Origin of the sequence: Ligilactobacillus sp. LYQ60 (assembly GCF_045033015.1) — a bacterium.
Lineage (GTDB): Bacteria > Bacillota > Bacilli > Lactobacillales > Lactobacillaceae > Ligilactobacillus.
On sequence record NZ_JBJFZV010000004.1, the window covers coordinates 17878 to 33829 of the forward strand.

Consider the following 15952-nt stretch of genomic DNA (forward strand, 5'->3'; position numbering starts at 1 on the left):
CTATAAATCCTTATCAATAAATTCATTAATATGCTTGTTTATAACAGTATCTATGGTAATATCTGCAGGAATTGATATGGCTACATTAGCAATAGCACCAGCTGGGCCACCATATGCTTCACCTACCACTCCTTCCACAAAACTTGCACCTACATCCACTATCGAATCCACTACTATATCCGCTCCTGTAGTAGCTACAACTTTAAGCCCTGCCTTAATCTTATTGCGTGTATCTACAAAATCGTTGTATACCGTAATCCCAAAACCAATCAGCGCTAAACCTTTACTCTCAGAAAAAGACTTTATTTTACTACTAATATGTTCTGCGCCCCGGGAAACTTCTTCAAAACCCGTTGCTAAATAAGAGGAATGTATGGACGCCCAATGAAATCCTTTACCGATTAAGTGAGCAAAGCGAGCATACGAACCTTTGAAAATTCCCAATACTTTATCCGCCGCATTTAATGCATGATGCCCTTCATATTCCCAATGCCTCTTTTTTATATCATGTGCCCATTTCAAATCTTTACTACTTGGGGTCTTCATTACGGTACAACTTGGATTAGTAATATTTTTTGATTGAAGTTGTTGTGCTGCAGCGTTAATATCCGCAATTGTCCCGTTTAAACTGCTAAAAAAACTTGCTGATTCTCCACTAAACTCAATTAAATGATCTTTAATTCGTTTATATTTTTCCAAGCAATACGAATTTTGGCTTATTTGCGTTTCAAGCGAATTTGTAGCTGGACCATCCCCTGGACCAGTCATTTTATCCAAAGCATGGTTTAATTTGTCTCCCTCCGATTTATAATGACGAATTTTTTCATTAAGTTCCTTAACACTCCAACTACGGTCATCAACCCTCATAGTGTACTCACTATGCAACTTCTTGACCCCATCACGTAACTGGTCACCGGCTGTAATAACCCCCGTGATAGCAGGGTTGATTACCGACTTAATAAATGTTCGCGCCGAACGATAGGCCTTTCCTTCAAGTCCATTACTCTCCGTCACATCATCAACCGTGTTCCGTAACTCACGAAACTTGTCGTTCAACTTCGAGACAGCTGAACTAGTACTACTTGCTTGTGACGATACTGAACCCAACTTAACTTTGATTCCACCTGATGCCATTGATACACCCCCTAACGTGCTGTTTCTTGATCCGTCTGTTCGAATGCGTTTGCAACCTTCACAATCGCTTGGCCTGCATTCTGCAGCCCTGCACTCAAGTTCTTAATTGCATTCTCATAGGCAGTAATTGCCTCATGTGCACTATTATTTCCACCATAACTTGATAAAGTATCCTTCTTAATGGATGGTGCACTCGGAATTTGTCCTGCAATCTGACTTGCAGCACTTTGCGCCTCACCAAGGTCACTTTGAATTTGCCCCATTTAAATCCGCCTCCTCGTTATCCTCTCGCCTGGATTCACTAGTTAACGTATCCAATTTACTCGTAAGTTTTTTCTGTTTCCGTTGATTCTCTGCTATTAAATCATCATATTTGTTTATCGTATCCCGACCACTACGCTTAACTCGTTCAATTTCATCAGAAATAACGCCATAGTAACGACTTTCTTCCATTCCCGAAATAACAAAATCTTCTGTATCCAGGACGCTTTTAAACGTCCCAACGAAATCCTCTTGAGCTTGTTTTAAACCCTTTCCTTCGCTTTCCAATTTTCCAAGCTCGTCGCTTAATGCATGAATTTCTTTTTTTAAACGCTGTTTCTTACCTTCCATTGGTTTCTCCCTTTTTCACAAAGTCCCTTGGAAACAATCCAAATGCCAGAAAAATCATCATCTCTATAACACTTTCAATAATTATTAATATAAATGGATCTGATGATGATACAGCAACAATTACAGCCCAGAAAAACCAGCAAAAAATTGCTAACAGGCCAACGCCCAAAACTGCCGTCCAGTTAAGGCCAATATCAAATAATCGCCGAAAATACATGTTCGCCAACGGAACAATCAATAACTCATCCAGGAAAATAACCACGGCACCAAATGGGAGTAAAAAGTCCAAATAAAGCCCGTCAACCGCAAAAACTAATACGGCGAGCGAGCCAAAAACTGTTCCAAAATATGTAAGCAGTCCCCATAAAAAGCCCCGGACAGACGTGCGCCCGATTGGCATTAACCCCGCCCGCCAAAAATCAATGTAGGCTTGCTTGGCGGAAATGTCAGGGCTTTCATCTACCCGTTTAAAAATCTTATTCAGGACCATTTTAACTTTGCCCATTGCTAATCCATCCCCTTTTCCGCCAATAGTCGTTGCATCGGATCCTTACTCTTCGTAGCTACCCCTTTTTTATTCCTATCTGCAAGAAATTTTTTACGGGCAGCTAATAACTTATCCTGAACGTCATCCTCAAGCGGAGACTGGTAACCCATAAATAAAATTTTAGTGATGTCATTACTATTGAACAGAATATCTGATTTCTGGGTAAAACCGTATGGATAGATACATCCCCGGTAATCGTATAAATCTTTATTGCCGTGTTGTGAATACACAATTCCGCGCCCAATTATCATCACTTGAACATCTTCATGTCGTAATTCAACAACACTACCTATTGTAAGATAATTCATTTCATAAACTCCTCAATCGAAAAATGATGGTATTCCTTTTTATGCCCGTCCACATCGTTAGTGATCCTCTTCAAAAACTGCTGTTCACTGGAAGTATGGTAACCCTCAAATAATACTTCAGCGATGTCTTCTTCATTAAAATACAACATTTCATTTTTCACTATTCCATAAGGGTATATACATGCACCGTAATCAAAGTACCCCGTATTATGATCCGCATCTTCCGTAACGGGCAATAAGCTCATAATCATTAGTGGGGTCTTTTCCTTTGACCATTTTGTTCGCACGATTGATCCAATTGATAACAACTTATAATCTCCTTTTCTGAATAAGGTGATGGTGTACTAGCAATCCACCTATTGTAATACCCAAAAACATGATAAAAAATACCATAATACGTACACTATAAATACCAACCACCAATAATCCTTACTTATTAAGGCAGCAACACTCGCTGATATAACCATAAATCCCATGTACAATGAAAACTTAACGTGATATTTATAGGAATCCAAAATTCTTTTATCGAGAACAACTAGCGTTACATTTTGGGGTTCAAAATCACTTTTTATATAAGCATATTCTCCCAAGATTGCAGCAATAACAAACCAATACCAGTGTAAACCCCACCGAATATAGTGAAGTGCAAACCCCGGAACTAGAGCAGTTAAAATTAATGCAAACGAGCTTCCAAAACTAATTGCATCATCGGCCCCAGTTTGGCGAATTGACCTGATCCTATGATGGGCCATCACAAATTTCTAATTCTGACGATCCCACAAAATTAGGATCCCACCGTCCCATTGTTTTTTACTGTTAAAATTTGGTAGGACGCCATATTGAACATACCGTTTTCTGAATTCAACCTTCATTTCTACCATTCATCCTTTACATATGTTCTTATTTATCTGACAAATTTTGTATGGATGATTATTGAAGTAACCATATAGATAAAAAAACGTGTACATACTATCACAGACAAATACGTAAAAAGCGAGAGCACCCAAGAATTTTTAGTAAACCATGTACCTAACATACAAGCTAATGTTATTACTAGCATTTGCCCAAAATGTTGGATATTATATCTATACGCATTAAACACTCGATTATCTTTAACAACCTGTGTAACGTCCTGCGGGCGAAGGTCACGATCAATGTATAAGTAAACGGCAATAGAAATAAAAACAATAAACCAATACCAATGAAGCCCCCATTTTAAATGGCTAGTTGCTGCTTGAGGCACAAGTGCGACCGTAATAATGGCAAGTAATGAACTGAGATGTAGGGGCGCTGATAAGTTGATTTTACGGTGCCGCCGTCGCGCCATTACGAATGTTTTTTTCTCCCGATCCCAAAGAATAAACACCCCACCATTTTGCTGACCGTCCATATTGAATGATGGAAGTTCTCCGTATGGGAGATATCGTTTCTTAAATCTATTTTTCATTTATTATTACCTTCAATAACCTTATTAATTTCGCCATCTATTAATACATCAGCTTTATACATCATCGTTATTGCCGCTGCGCTTCCAATAATGGTACCTGTTCCTCCATCAAAAGGATCCGAAACTAGCCCTGCAGCCTCATCGGTAACACCTATTGGGACGTCAATCATACCGTCTACTAAGCCATCAAATGCCACCTCCACCACACTGTTGGCAGTATCATCTGCTACAGCCTTCTCTGAGGCAACCTTGAGACTATCCCCATCAGCTAAGTTAGCTGCAATTCCAATAGCTAGTCCAATTCCTGGATAATGTCGAACAAATCCATGTTTATTTTTTAGACTTTCGCCATAATAATGAATTAATTTCCCCGTCTCAGGTGATACTTTCCCAATGACATTTCCAAGTGATTCATAAAAAGATGCATGCCATCTATCACTATCAAAAACATCTTTAAATGAATCAAGTGTCGAACCAATTTTCATCTTTTTCCGCCTAGCATATAGTTCATCAATATTTTTTGCCCACGATTTTTTCTTTCCGTTCTTAAAATACTTTCGTTTACTATCAAATGAATTAACCGTGCGAAGATCATTACTTGCCTGCCTAATTGCAGACAAAACCATCGATAATCCCGAAAAGTATTTTTCCGATCAATTATCGTCTTCGTTCTTAAAGAATAGTGCTAACATTGCTCCAAGCATTGTTATAAACGTTAATCCCATATCAACATCAGTATTAAAAATTGATGCCCAACGTTGAATAGAATTATCTTCAATTTTATCGAACTTCAGTTTATTAATCTGATAAATAAAGAAAAAGCAATAAAATATTCCGACTACAACAAATGCAAAAATGACCAAAATTGAACCCGGGCGTACAATATTTTCAATTAATACTATTACTATGATAATCGCAGCAATCCCGGGGATTATCGCCAATTTTTTTGATCGTTGCGGTAATAATAATCCGACCGATAAACACACCAATGTAATAACAACGCCCATTGCATAGAATGCTGGAATAATCCAGCCAATATCATCTAAGGCCATATAACAACACCCATAAAACGAACAGGCAAATATCCAGAATAAATAATAGCCTATTATTTCTAAAAACAATTTCCATGGTTGACCATTTTTAATTTTTTCAGATAATTTATTCACGAATATCCCTGACAATACAGAAATGACTATAAAAGCCACTCCCCACGTTTCAAAATTACTTTCCGTTATATAAAACAAAGAACACGGTGCACACACAATTACGATGAATCCTAATATCATTCCTGAAAAAAGAACTCCTAAAGTCGATAAGATATATTGTTTACGCTTCATTTCACTACTTCCCATCAATATCTGAGTCAAACTCGCTCTTGGCAAACTTCATTCCTTCATGATTACCGTACACGGCTCCGGCAACGCCACCAAATGCGAACCCTGTAGCTCCGCCTTCAACTCCACCAATTGGCAAAGTTGCCACTGTACCAGCAGCCATTCCTAACGGTGCATTAATTGCTATTCCGAGCAAAGCGCCACCCGTCCCACATACGTACTGTGCACCTTCACTCACGCATGTTCTCTCAAGCGACGTCCAAGCAGATTCTCCTTTGTCACGTCTTTCGTTGTACTCATGAATACCATCCATAATAATTAATGCCACTCCAACACCAGGAGCCCATTTAGAAAATGTTTTCGTTGCACTCAAAACTGATTTAATAGCTTCTTCTACATCGGCAAAACGTGCAAAATCTAGTACACCGTCTGCAATTTTACTCAAACCTGTTAAGTAATATCCTAGTTTCACTTTGATACCGTGATAATAAATACCTGCTTTGCCTACTATTTTTATAAATTCTTCTACATAATTTGCATGCTCTTTTGGCTCTACGATGTGGAACGTATCAGCCTTAGCTTTAATCTTAGTCCACTTCAAATCATCTTCATGTAGAATCACAAAGGTTTTTGCTCCTTTGACAATACTGGCACCCTTCCCCACCGCCACTGATAGCTTATGTACGTTCGCAAAAATTGCTGCCGATGAAAAATTAAAAAATATTTAAATTTCTTAGTTTCTTTTGATATTTTCGTTTCTTAGTTCGCGCATTTGCCTTAGCCTTATGTGCATTTCGGATACACGACTCTAAAGCAGCGTGATCAGCCTTTGGGTTAAGCATTTTGGCCCGTGCTTTTCCTGCATCGCACTCGGCTTTAAAGATTTCTTCATCACATTCACTAATCTTTTTATTTAATTCTTCTGTTGACCACGATTTATTTCGATCAACCATACTCTTATACCGCGCTGGTAATTCGGCCACATCGTGTTGAATCACTTGTAACAGCTGCGCTGTTTGATTGACTAATTGACCCGCAACACGTTCTGCATAATTCTTAGCACTCGTTGCGGCCGCACCTTGAATGTCTAAACCAGTAACTGCGCCAACACTACTACCCACGTTTTGTAGTCCACTCATCGCTGAGTTACATGCGTTTGAACAACTACTACTTTGTTTCTCTAACGCTGGTAGGTTCATCTTTACCATGGTTAATCTCCTGTCTAATTACCCTTTATCCCGTACAATCAGCCGAACAACCGGCATCTCCCGGTACCGCAACATACAATCAGTTGGTAGTACCAATGCCACAAAATAAACTAACAGCCCCGAGAGTAACAACAAGATAAGAATTACCCATGTTCGGAAACCCGCATCCCTAAATCGGCGAACAGTTACGGCCATTAATGCTAACTTCGCAACCACCTGTAGAATTGCTACGATAATTAACTGCATTAATGCCATATTCGCATCATTTGTTAAGCTTGAAATTACAGCGATTCCCAATGCCATCAGGGCAACGAAGATCACCACAACGTAATAAATAAATGCCGGAAGATACCCTCGCCGGGTTGCCCGTCCCCTAAAATTAATTATTCCCCGGATCAAATCACGAACAGCTTGTTGCATAGAGACATAACCATGTTGTGTAATTGGGTTCATTAAAACTCCTCCCTATCAATTATTGATTTCTTCCAAAAATTCAACAGAACATTTTCGTAAACTCAGTGCCGTTACGTTGTTCATAGACGCCAAAACCGACGTATACACTAATAACATATATGGTCCACAAAAATCACACGGCATAGCAAGCATTGCCCGTAAAGCTGCAAATTCAGGAGCTGAGATAAGTATGTTAGCTAATAGTATTAAAATGGCCCACCATTTTCTTGGATAAATTTGTATCTTATATAGGATAACATTCCGTGGAACCCTAAACTTTCGTTCCAAGTACTCTAAGAACACAATTCCAATAATCAGTGCGGCTCCAATACTTAATACCGGAGAAATATAGAACGAAAGCGGGAAAACCACCCCTCTATTTATATTCATCGGTATCAAACAAATAAGAAAGATTACTAATGGCTTATTAAAACCAACGTTCTGATTAACATCATCACTTCCCTTCCAACAATAAACCGGCATTACCCATTGGAGAAACGGGAACATCAAATATTAAAAACGCTGCCCGCTAACAAAATTAAATTGCTCTCCCGATTCGAGAATAATCGTTCCTAGGAAATTTTTATTTCCCTTTACATATGCTTTTTGTTTCATTACCTTTCCTTCCAAATTAACCCTAATGGTAATTATTTTTGTTTCTTCGCAGATTCCCCTTCATCAAGAAACTCAACCTGAACATCACCAACATTAAACGCCGATAAATCGTACATATGAAATACCAAAGCTAATAATAATCCAGCAAAAAACTCCGCAAGTAGATTATTATCAAATATTTCCACAATAAAAAAGAATAATAAGAACCAAAAAAGAAATGCCCCCATAACACTACGAGCAATTACTTCAGAACGATCGGCATGAATAACCGCTCGTCTCTTTTTGAAAACTTGCACCTTCCTAAGCCTATTTCGGTGATACACCAATAAAGTAACTGTCAATCCTACAGAAATCATGATAATAATATCCCAACCCTATCCATAGCGTGTAAAAAAGATAGGGATCATCAGCGGGTAACTGAATCCCCTTATCGTCAATTTCATACAAGGGTTAATCATCATTTTCAGCATCAGGGTCCAATATGCTTAAAATATTCAAAAATATATTTACAAATGCATAAAATAGATCCATCGCCGCTACAGATACAATCCATCCCCTCCTTACCGAATCACGGTACTTCAAATAATTATTTTTCAACATGTTAACCTCGTACATGGATAAAAACCCATATACACCAATGCCAATAAATGATAAAACAAGATCAATCAACCTATTCTCTAAGACGAGATTAATGATAGTAACTACCAATGATGAAATAAGCATTGCAATTAATTGAGGTGTATAATCCGACAAATCCTGTTTAATTAGTCCAAGGATTGTACATACTGTAAATTCAATACAAGCCGATAAAAACGCAATCGTTATATTTATATTGGTGTACTTAAATGAACAGTAACTAAACACTACCCCTGTACAAAAGGAACAGGCTAGCAACAATGAAACGCCTATAATACATGAACGCTCTTTGCCGTAATGTAATCCGCTGGAGAAAAAAACTACACCAATTATTGCTAACAACGATAATAATGGACTTTTATTTATTAAGTTATCAAACCCATTGTAATATCTAACAGTCAACCAAGATGCCATACATGAGACGATTAAAGCAAGAGTAAACAGCCCATAAATTTCAATAAAAAATATACTTAATCCATCACTACGTTTTTTAGCATTTGCCGTTTCCAAGACGTCTTTACTCCTTTAATATCAATTATTCTTTTCGTCCTAATGAACATATCGCCCCAATTGTCGTCTTTCTTACTTTACGAGTCATATTAGTAATGGCCTTTCTAGCATACCGACATAACGTATATTCTTCTCCGTCGTTTGACATAATTATATACTCTCTAAAATAGTAATCATGCTTAAGAATAACCACTGTTCCTACTGGTAAAGAATCATTTTTCATGACTATCAACCTCCTCGGAAGCTAGCACCTCATTACTTTTACGACAATATATCCGCCTGAAATTAGAGTAATTTGTGTTTTTAATTAAAAAAGTATCCGTTGGTAAAAAGACACATCCAAAAAACATCACAAACCATAAAATTCCGCCGCATAAGCTAACAATCAAAAATATGACGATTGCTGACAACCTAAAACCAATATCAAACATTCGCCGACTTGTTAACGTATAAAATAATATAAATACAATGAATTCCAATATATTCATAACGATTGAATTAGAAACCGTACTATAAATTACCCTAAGAACTGGCACCACAACGAAGAATAAAGACACAACTCCATAAGCATACCCTCTTCTCGTCGTTCTTCCAATAAAGTTGAAGGCTCCTTGTATGAGATGACACAACGCCTTTTTGAAAGTTACCCGCCCCTTTTCGTAAATCAATTACTCTTGCCTCTCTTTCTTATCCAAAAGAATCGATAAATCCTCTTGATGCTCCACATTGTTTACCGAATGATGCATAATCTGATCGTTTTTCATTCTACTAAGTAATTTACTTGTTAATTTTTTATCGTCTTCATCCGAAAACCCTTTAAAAATAATCTTTCCAATATCTTCATTATTAAAAAAATACAGTTGATTATCCACAATTCCTATAGGATAAATGACAGCGGCATAATCAAAAAATCCTTCTTCACCATTAACGTTCGTGATAGCTCCCCTAGTTACAACCATAAGTTTTGTATTTCCGCTATCTTTTTTCAAAGTAATAATGCTACCTAATGCCAATAAATCCATATTAATCCCTCTACTTTACATATCCGTTAATCACTGCACGATTATTGATTGCTTTTATTTTTTGCTTTTCTGGTCTAACACTTTTATCATACCAATTATTAAATTTTTCATCTAAGTCATCAGCTTCTTTGGAATTGATCATTTCTCTTATCGCTCCCTTTACATGACCATGTGTTAAATCTCCTGTCGCATTAGCCAGCGGTACGATAGAATCTATAGTACCGTCAACTACACCTTTATATCCTGCATCAAATAAAGTATTATGATCAGCTGGTATTTGCTTAATAGAATCAAAGCCCATATTTATCAAAATAACCCTATGATCTAAAGTTCTAAAACCATCATATGCATCCTTAACCACAGTAAGATTTTCTAATCCGCCTCGTAATGTTTCAAAAGCATTTGACAAAGATATATCAATATTTTCTGAATATTTATTTCCAGAGCCATTGATAATATTTGCAATAGCTTTAGACCGGAATAAATCCCTAATAAATCCCGATGCTTTTGCTCCACCTTTAAATACGACATCTTCCAATTTATCTTGAATTTTGTCACTTACATATGGTCCCAGAAATCCGACCAACGTTCCTTTAATCGAACCTTTTATATTTTTCCATGAAAGACCATCAGATTGATTTTGGGGAGTTTTATCAAAATTCTTCCATTCTTTTCGAACATATTTTTCCCAACTTATAGATTGCTTCATGTCAAAACATCCACCCCCACTTTGACTATTACAAATAAAGCCGTGACAAACTTGGCTCACTCCTGTATCAAACGCTTTTTTTAAGTCTCCAATTTCATCAAATAATGAATCCGATACAGCATCAAAGCCTAATAAATGGTCTAATATTTCCCTTAGACGCGTCATTTGCATATTATTCGAATTGTTCGCATTTTTTATAAAGCCTAAAAGTCCACCCGCTCCTGGTATATTCTTTGCATTCTCTGCAATATGATCTAAATTTGTAATCTGATTCTTAATTTCCCTAATTTTTTCCTCTAATTTATCCGAATCATGACTTTTACTATCAACAGTTTGTACATACTTTTCAGGCAAGTTTGTAACTGCCCGCATGATTTTATCTACTAATAAAACACCCGCCTGAATCGTTGGAACCACATGTTCAATAGCATAACTTTTAGCATTGGTAGCTCCCAACCCCTTTAAACTATCTCCAAGCCCCTCTACTTGCTCGACTGCTTTTGATAAATCACTTAAACTTGAAATCAGCGTTTGTGCAGCATGCGCACAACTCGCTGCCTGACTTTTAGAATTACCTAGTTCCATCTTCACTGACATTTTGATTCATATCCCCTTTTTCAAATTCAATCCTAATATCATTAACTTCTTGTTCATTATTTTCTAATTGTTTATTGATTTTCGATAGCAATTCATCCATTTTAATTTTCGCAGACTTATAAGACCGAGCTAATTCCATGTTACATTCATCAAAAAACATTGAACTACTACTACCCTTAGAATATTCCAAAAGTTCATCTTGCAATTTAGTTTGGTGCTTATACCAGGACTCTATTTCATCTATCGTATGATTTATTCGTTTTTGCGTTTTACATAATTCTTCTTGTTTTTCAAACAGAACTCTTTTCTTTTTTAAATATTCTTGTTTTGCATCCATAGTTATACCTGTTACTTAAATCTTTGAGCATTTTCACTATCAACATTTTTGAAAGATTGCGCCAAAGATTCCAATGCTTGTGAGTAAGAATCAATCATTTTTGATAACCCTTCCGACATATCGTTTAACGTATCTATTACCTTTACCGCATGACGGCTTCCTTTTAAAGTGGATTCATTATCCTTAATAACATTACGTTTGTTTTCTAGATTAGAACCCGCACTTTTTATTTGCGTTGACAATCTCATAATTCCATCTGGGCTAACTGAAATTTTACTCAAAACTATCATTCCTTTCTCTATAATTCGGGAATCTTAAACTTTACGAACTCTCTATCAAGTTCATAATATGCATCGCCCTTTTTTAAAGGCTCCTCATTCGGGTCAAATGACACATCCATAAGCCGTTGCTCCTGCCTACGAATAGTCATCGTCATCGTCTTAATTAACCTATGATACAATCCCCCTTCATCCATCCGATTAACAGTAACTTGCTGATTCTCTCCAGCAATTAACAATGTAACATGAACGTCGATTCCATTCTTCAATATATCTTCATACTCTTTCATAGATATATTACCTTGTTGTACGAATTCACTTGAATCGTCAATGTAAATAAAAATCCATTCAAACTGACTCTTATCGTTACTAATCATTCTTTTCCTCATTATTTTGAGCAAGCTTTCAATGAATTCTCTTACTTCCTCCATCTTAGAGATTACTCTGTCGAACCCATCACTTGCATATTCGTGTGATGTGCCTATAAATACTGACTTAATATTTTGGCACTTTAGAATCGAAGCTATAAGATGTTTCTTTAATATATTAAATGGCTTTCGCTGTTCTCCAACTAACAGTATGTTCCCCGCTTCGTCCGGATCGTAAACCACCGGCTTAACTTCTTCGTAGTCCAGCCCCAATGGTAACTTGCCGGCTGCCAGCACTTGCTGAACATCTTTCCGGTCGAAGAATTCATCGGCGGTTAACTGGTCCTTCATCATTGGGATTGGTTCTGGTCGTTCGCCGATCCAATCCTTATTCATCTGGGCTACCTCTTCTTGCAGGTGGTTAACCACTTCTAGGTCGGTTTCCCCATCAACCGGGAGAGCCACCTGGAAGGACCGGACGGCCGTATCGGTCTTAATTAGTGCCCGCCCTGGAATGTCTTCAAGCGGCATCTTCGTGGCACCTAACAGTTCAATAATGTCGTCCCGGTTATTCTGCCGTAACATAAGCCGCTGCTTAATGTTATTCAACAGTGTGTTATGCAGCGCCCGTGCAGTCGCAGCCGTGGTTACCAGATGGAGCCCAATACTGCTTCCTTCCCGGGCTAACTTCGTGACGGCGTTTAGGAATTGCTCCCCAAACTTCATTTCACCGACACTATCGAAGTTATCCACGATTACGACCACGTCCGGAATAACCTGGTTGGTCTTCTCCTCGTACATGGCCAGGTTAGCAACCGCCGCTTCACTCAACAGCGCCTGCCGTTCCTTAATCAGGCGGTTAATCCGAACGATCATCTTCCGGATTTTTTCATCTTCACCCAAGGTTATCGTATCCGCAACGTGTGGTAAATCCTTCAATGGCAGTAACCCGTTCGTGCCAAAGTCCAACAGGTAAAAGTTCAACTGCTCTGGCGTATGACTCCGAGTGAGTTCCATCACCAGCGTTTGAACCAGCGTCGACTTTCCGTAGCCCCCCGCCGCAAAGATGGCGGCGTTCCCGTCTTCACTCAGGTTTAGGGTCAGCGGACGTTGCGCTTGCTGACTTGGAATATCAACCTGCCCAATGACTGCTGTCAGTGGTTGTTTATCCCGCTGCCATGCGGTTTGCCGGTCTAACTCCCGCAGTTCATCAACCATGATCCGCTCCCGGAGCGGCGGCAACCACGGTTGCTTCAGTGGGGCGTCGCCCGTCGCCTTAAAGGTGGCGGCCACGTCAGCCACTACTGCTTCGAGCTGGGTCGGCGCTGCGCTAACGTCTTGTTGCTGGTCCAAGCCACTCAGGTCGTTACTGATGATGTGCGGCTGGCCCATCTTATCCAAGCGTTTGATGACGTACTGTTCGGTCTGCTGGCCCGCCTGTTCCGGCCGGTAATCGGCCCCACTCCAAGCACTCTGGAAGAGTTCGTACAGTTCGTTATTCCCCACTTCCAGGTAAGCCCGGCCGGGCTGTGTGATCATCGCGGCATCCGGGGTATGGAGGACTTCTTGGGAATCGGCCTTATCCGACACCTTCAATGAAATCTTGAAGTTGGAGTTTGACCAGATCTGATCGTTCACCACCCCGGCCGGCTTCTGCGTTGCCAGGATTAAGTGCACCCCTAAGGACCGCCCAATCCGGGCCGTTGAAATCAGTTCGTCCATGAACTCGGGTTGTTCGGCCTTGAGTTCAGCGAATTCATCAGAAATCATGAACAGGTGCGGCATCGGCTCGGTGGCCGTCCCGTCCTTAAAGAGCTTCTGGTACTGGTTGATGTGGTTGACGTCGTACTTGGCGAAAAGTTCCTGGCGGTGGCGCAATTCGGCGTTAATTGATTCCAACGCCCGCATACTCTGCGCCTTATCCAGGTTGGTAATGGTGCCAACCAGGTGCGGGAGGTCCCGGAACAGGTTAGCCATCCCCCCACCCTTGTAATCAATCAGCAAAAAGGCCACGTCGTACGGGTGGAAGTTAACCGCCAGACTCAGGATGTAACTCTGAATGAGTTCGGACTTCCCGGACCCGGTCGTCCCGGCAATCAACCCGTGGGGCCCGTGCGCCCGTTCGTGCAGGTCTAAGGCGACCTGTTCGTCCGGCCCACTTACTCCCAGTGGCACTGCGAGTGACTTATACGGCGAGTGTTCCTGCCACCGCTGCGGAATGTGCAACTCGTCAATGGTTGTCACCCCGTACAAGCCCAAGAAGGTGACCTGGTCTGGCACCGAACTGTGCAGGGTTTCCTGGTGTTCCAGCCCGCCCAGTTTACGCGGAATGAGGTCCCGCATGGCGGCGGTGAGGTGGTCAAGGTGGAAGCGTTGCTGCTTCAGTTCACCCCGTTCCATCACCAACTCCCCGGTCTGGCGGTCGCGCATGTCCACAACGGTCGTAATGTTTTCTGGTAACTGACTGAGGACGTCCTTGACATAGACCAGGCTGACCCCGTACTTCTCCGGTTCACCACCCACGAACTCCATGATGGCGTGGTCTAAGATGAGGTCTTCATCCACCACGACCAGCACGTAGTGCGGGCTAAACAGCGGGGCACTTTCACCTTCTTCGGTTGTATTTACTTCGTTTTGCCGTTCCTTCATTACCTGGTGGAGGAAGTTCATGAGTTGGTCCCGGCTTTGCCGGTTGTAAACCAGCCCCCACATGTTTAGTTCTGGAATCCGGAGCTGCCGCAACCACCGCAACGGGGCCCACTGGTCGTAGTCTTCTTCGTTGAAGACCACGATGAAGCGCACGTCGTGGTAGCTATGGAAAGTGGCAATCTGCGTCAGCATCCACTGCAGCTGTTCCACCACAATCTTCTTGGGCCCCACGTACCCCACGGGGCCGTGCACCAGATCCGTAGTAATCGGCATCTGGGGTAAGTGCTGACTCTGTTGAACCAGCTGGTACGCCTTGGCGATTAACTCGTCGTCTAAATTCAACGTACCGCTGTTTCCTAGTTCAACGGGCGCGGACGGCGCCACGGTTCCAAAGCCTAACCGGTACGTCAAAAAATCAAAGTCCTGCGGCCGCTTCTCGTAGATCCGCGGGCTGTACTTAACCGCCATCTGGTGAACGGTGGCCGGGTCTGGGTAGTGGTATTCCAACGCGGCTCGCTGGGCGCGTTGGGCCCCGTAAATCTGTTTCACCATTCCGTCATAGTACGCCAGGTACTTAGCCTTCCGGGCCCGGCGCTTTTTCTTATAATCCTTCCGGTTCCGGAAGTAGTCCACAATCGAGAAGATAACCGTTACCCCAGTAGTCGCCACCGAAAACAACATGAACATCCCGTTGGCCCGCATCAACGCCATGACGATGCTGACACCGACCATGGCAAGTGCCGGCACCACCGACCGTAACAGCCCCTGGTTATTCTTCGTGACCGGAGCCGGCGGGTTGTCCACCGTAATCTTGGTGGTCGGCGGCCGCTTAATCAGCCGCGGGGCCCGGTGGTACTCCGGAAAGTTCGCCGGTAAGGCGTGGTGGGACGTCTTAATCCGGGTCAGGCGACTATTAATTTGACCCGCCAGCACCTGCAGCTCGTCCGGGTACACCACGAGTGTCGTGGTCCCAAACTGCAGAACACTTCCTGCCCCCAGCGGCAACGTCCGTTCCTGGGGCACAAAGTAGTTCACTGCCACATCACCCCGCAGAATATGTAGCGTCCAGTTTGCTTGCACCGTCGGTTTAGTTAGTTGGAGTTCGACCTCATCGGCCACCTGCACGTCGGCGCCCGGCCGGTTTGCGATGATGATGTGGGTGGTGGTAAAAAAATCCCGGATGTCCAT

Annotated in this window: 20 protein-coding genes; all 20 read right to left on the reverse strand. The window is 41.3% G+C overall.

Annotated elements, in window-relative coordinates; all coding sequences use genetic code 11:
• The gene (locus ACI3EZ_RS04720; protein ID WP_405025707.1) at positions 1 to 1134 is read right to left on the reverse strand and encodes a T7SS effector LXG polymorphic toxin; all 1134 of its coding nucleotides are present in this window, start codon (positions 1132 to 1134) and stop codon (positions 1 to 3) included.
• Between the two features lie 11 nt (positions 1135 to 1145).
• A complete protein-coding gene (locus tag ACI3EZ_RS04725; protein WP_405024371.1) occupies positions 1146 to 1397 on the reverse strand; it encodes a TIGR04197 family type VII secretion effector in 252 nt (83 codons plus the stop codon).
• On the reverse strand, positions 1378 to 1746 hold the full coding sequence (locus tag ACI3EZ_RS04730; RefSeq protein ID WP_405025708.1) for a hypothetical protein: 369 nt from the start codon (positions 1744 to 1746) through the stop codon (positions 1378 to 1380). The genes ACI3EZ_RS04725 and ACI3EZ_RS04730 overlap by 20 nt, the downstream gene beginning before the upstream one ends.
• A complete protein-coding gene (locus ACI3EZ_RS04735; RefSeq protein WP_405025709.1) occupies positions 1736 to 2251 on the reverse strand; it encodes a hypothetical protein in 516 nt (171 codons plus the stop codon). The genes ACI3EZ_RS04730 and ACI3EZ_RS04735 overlap by 11 nt, the downstream gene beginning before the upstream one ends.
• 2 nt (positions 2252 to 2253) lie before the next feature.
• Positions 2254 to 2601, reverse strand: a complete 348-nt coding sequence (locus tag ACI3EZ_RS04740; protein WP_405025710.1) for a DUF4176 domain-containing protein — start codon at positions 2599 to 2601, stop codon at positions 2254 to 2256.
• Complete coding sequence (locus ACI3EZ_RS04745; protein WP_405025711.1) at positions 2598 to 2909, reverse strand: DUF4176 domain-containing protein; 312 nt, start codon at positions 2907 to 2909, stop codon at positions 2598 to 2600. Before ACI3EZ_RS04745 ends, ACI3EZ_RS04740 begins: the two co-directional genes overlap by 4 nt.
• A 596-nt stretch (positions 2910 to 3505) precedes the next feature.
• Positions 3506 to 4048 carry a hypothetical protein gene (locus tag ACI3EZ_RS04750; protein WP_405025712.1) on the reverse strand — a complete coding sequence of 181 codons (543 nt, stop codon included), beginning with the start codon at positions 4046 to 4048 and terminating at the stop codon, positions 3506 to 3508.
• The gene (locus ACI3EZ_RS04755; RefSeq protein ID WP_405025713.1) at positions 4045 to 4674 is read right to left on the reverse strand and encodes a hypothetical protein; all 630 of its coding nucleotides are present in this window, start codon (positions 4672 to 4674) and stop codon (positions 4045 to 4047) included. The genes ACI3EZ_RS04750 and ACI3EZ_RS04755 overlap by 4 nt, the downstream gene beginning before the upstream one ends.
• Positions 4675 to 4701: 27 nt before the next feature.
• Positions 4702 to 5385, reverse strand: coding sequence for a hypothetical protein (locus ACI3EZ_RS04760; protein ID WP_405025714.1), 684 nt, complete (start codon positions 5383 to 5385; stop codon positions 4702 to 4704).
• 4 nt (positions 5386 to 5389) lie between these two features.
• Complete coding sequence (locus ACI3EZ_RS04765) at positions 5390 to 6004, reverse strand: hypothetical protein (RefSeq protein WP_405025715.1); 615 nt, start codon at positions 6002 to 6004, stop codon at positions 5390 to 5392.
• 91 nt (positions 6005 to 6095) lie between these two features.
• Positions 6096 to 6590, reverse strand: coding sequence for a hypothetical protein (locus ACI3EZ_RS04770; RefSeq protein WP_405025716.1), 495 nt, complete (start codon positions 6588 to 6590; stop codon positions 6096 to 6098).
• Positions 6591 to 6608: 18 nt separating this feature from the next.
• A complete protein-coding gene (locus tag ACI3EZ_RS04775; RefSeq protein ID WP_405025717.1) occupies positions 6609 to 7043 on the reverse strand; it encodes a DUF805 domain-containing protein in 435 nt (144 codons plus the stop codon).
• A 647-nt stretch (positions 7044 to 7690) separates the two neighbouring features.
• Positions 7691 to 8014 (reverse strand): hypothetical protein, encoded by a 324-nt coding sequence (locus ACI3EZ_RS04780; protein ID WP_405025718.1) that lies wholly within the window; start codon positions 8012 to 8014, stop codon positions 7691 to 7693.
• Positions 8015 to 8108: 94 nt separating this feature from the next.
• Complete coding sequence (locus ACI3EZ_RS04785; RefSeq protein ID WP_405025719.1) at positions 8109 to 8804, reverse strand: Bax inhibitor-1 family protein; 696 nt, start codon at positions 8802 to 8804, stop codon at positions 8109 to 8111.
• 25 nt (positions 8805 to 8829) lie between these two features.
• On the reverse strand, positions 8830 to 9027 hold the full coding sequence (locus ACI3EZ_RS04790; RefSeq protein WP_405025720.1) for a hypothetical protein: 198 nt from the start codon (positions 9025 to 9027) through the stop codon (positions 8830 to 8832).
• A 445-nt stretch (positions 9028 to 9472) separates the two neighbouring features.
• Positions 9473 to 9826 carry a DUF4176 domain-containing protein gene (locus ACI3EZ_RS04795; protein WP_405025721.1) on the reverse strand — a complete coding sequence of 118 codons (354 nt, stop codon included), beginning with the start codon at positions 9824 to 9826 and terminating at the stop codon, positions 9473 to 9475.
• Between the two features lie 10 nt (positions 9827 to 9836).
• The gene (locus tag ACI3EZ_RS04800; protein ID WP_405025723.1) at positions 9837 to 11132 is read right to left on the reverse strand and encodes a T7SS effector LXG polymorphic toxin; all 1296 of its coding nucleotides are present in this window, start codon (positions 11130 to 11132) and stop codon (positions 9837 to 9839) included.
• A complete protein-coding gene (locus tag ACI3EZ_RS04805; RefSeq protein ID WP_405025724.1) occupies positions 11107 to 11469 on the reverse strand; it encodes a hypothetical protein in 363 nt (120 codons plus the stop codon). Before ACI3EZ_RS04805 ends, ACI3EZ_RS04800 begins: the two co-directional genes overlap by 26 nt.
• 11 nt (positions 11470 to 11480) lie before the next feature.
• Positions 11481 to 11750 (reverse strand): TIGR04197 family type VII secretion effector, encoded by a 270-nt coding sequence (locus ACI3EZ_RS04810; protein WP_405025725.1) that lies wholly within the window; start codon positions 11748 to 11750, stop codon positions 11481 to 11483.
• Positions 11751 to 11767: 17 nt separating this feature from the next.
• Positions 11768 to 15952 (reverse strand): type VII secretion protein EssC, encoded by a 4185-nt coding sequence (gene essC, locus ACI3EZ_RS04815; protein WP_405025726.1) that lies wholly within the window; start codon positions 15950 to 15952, stop codon positions 11768 to 11770.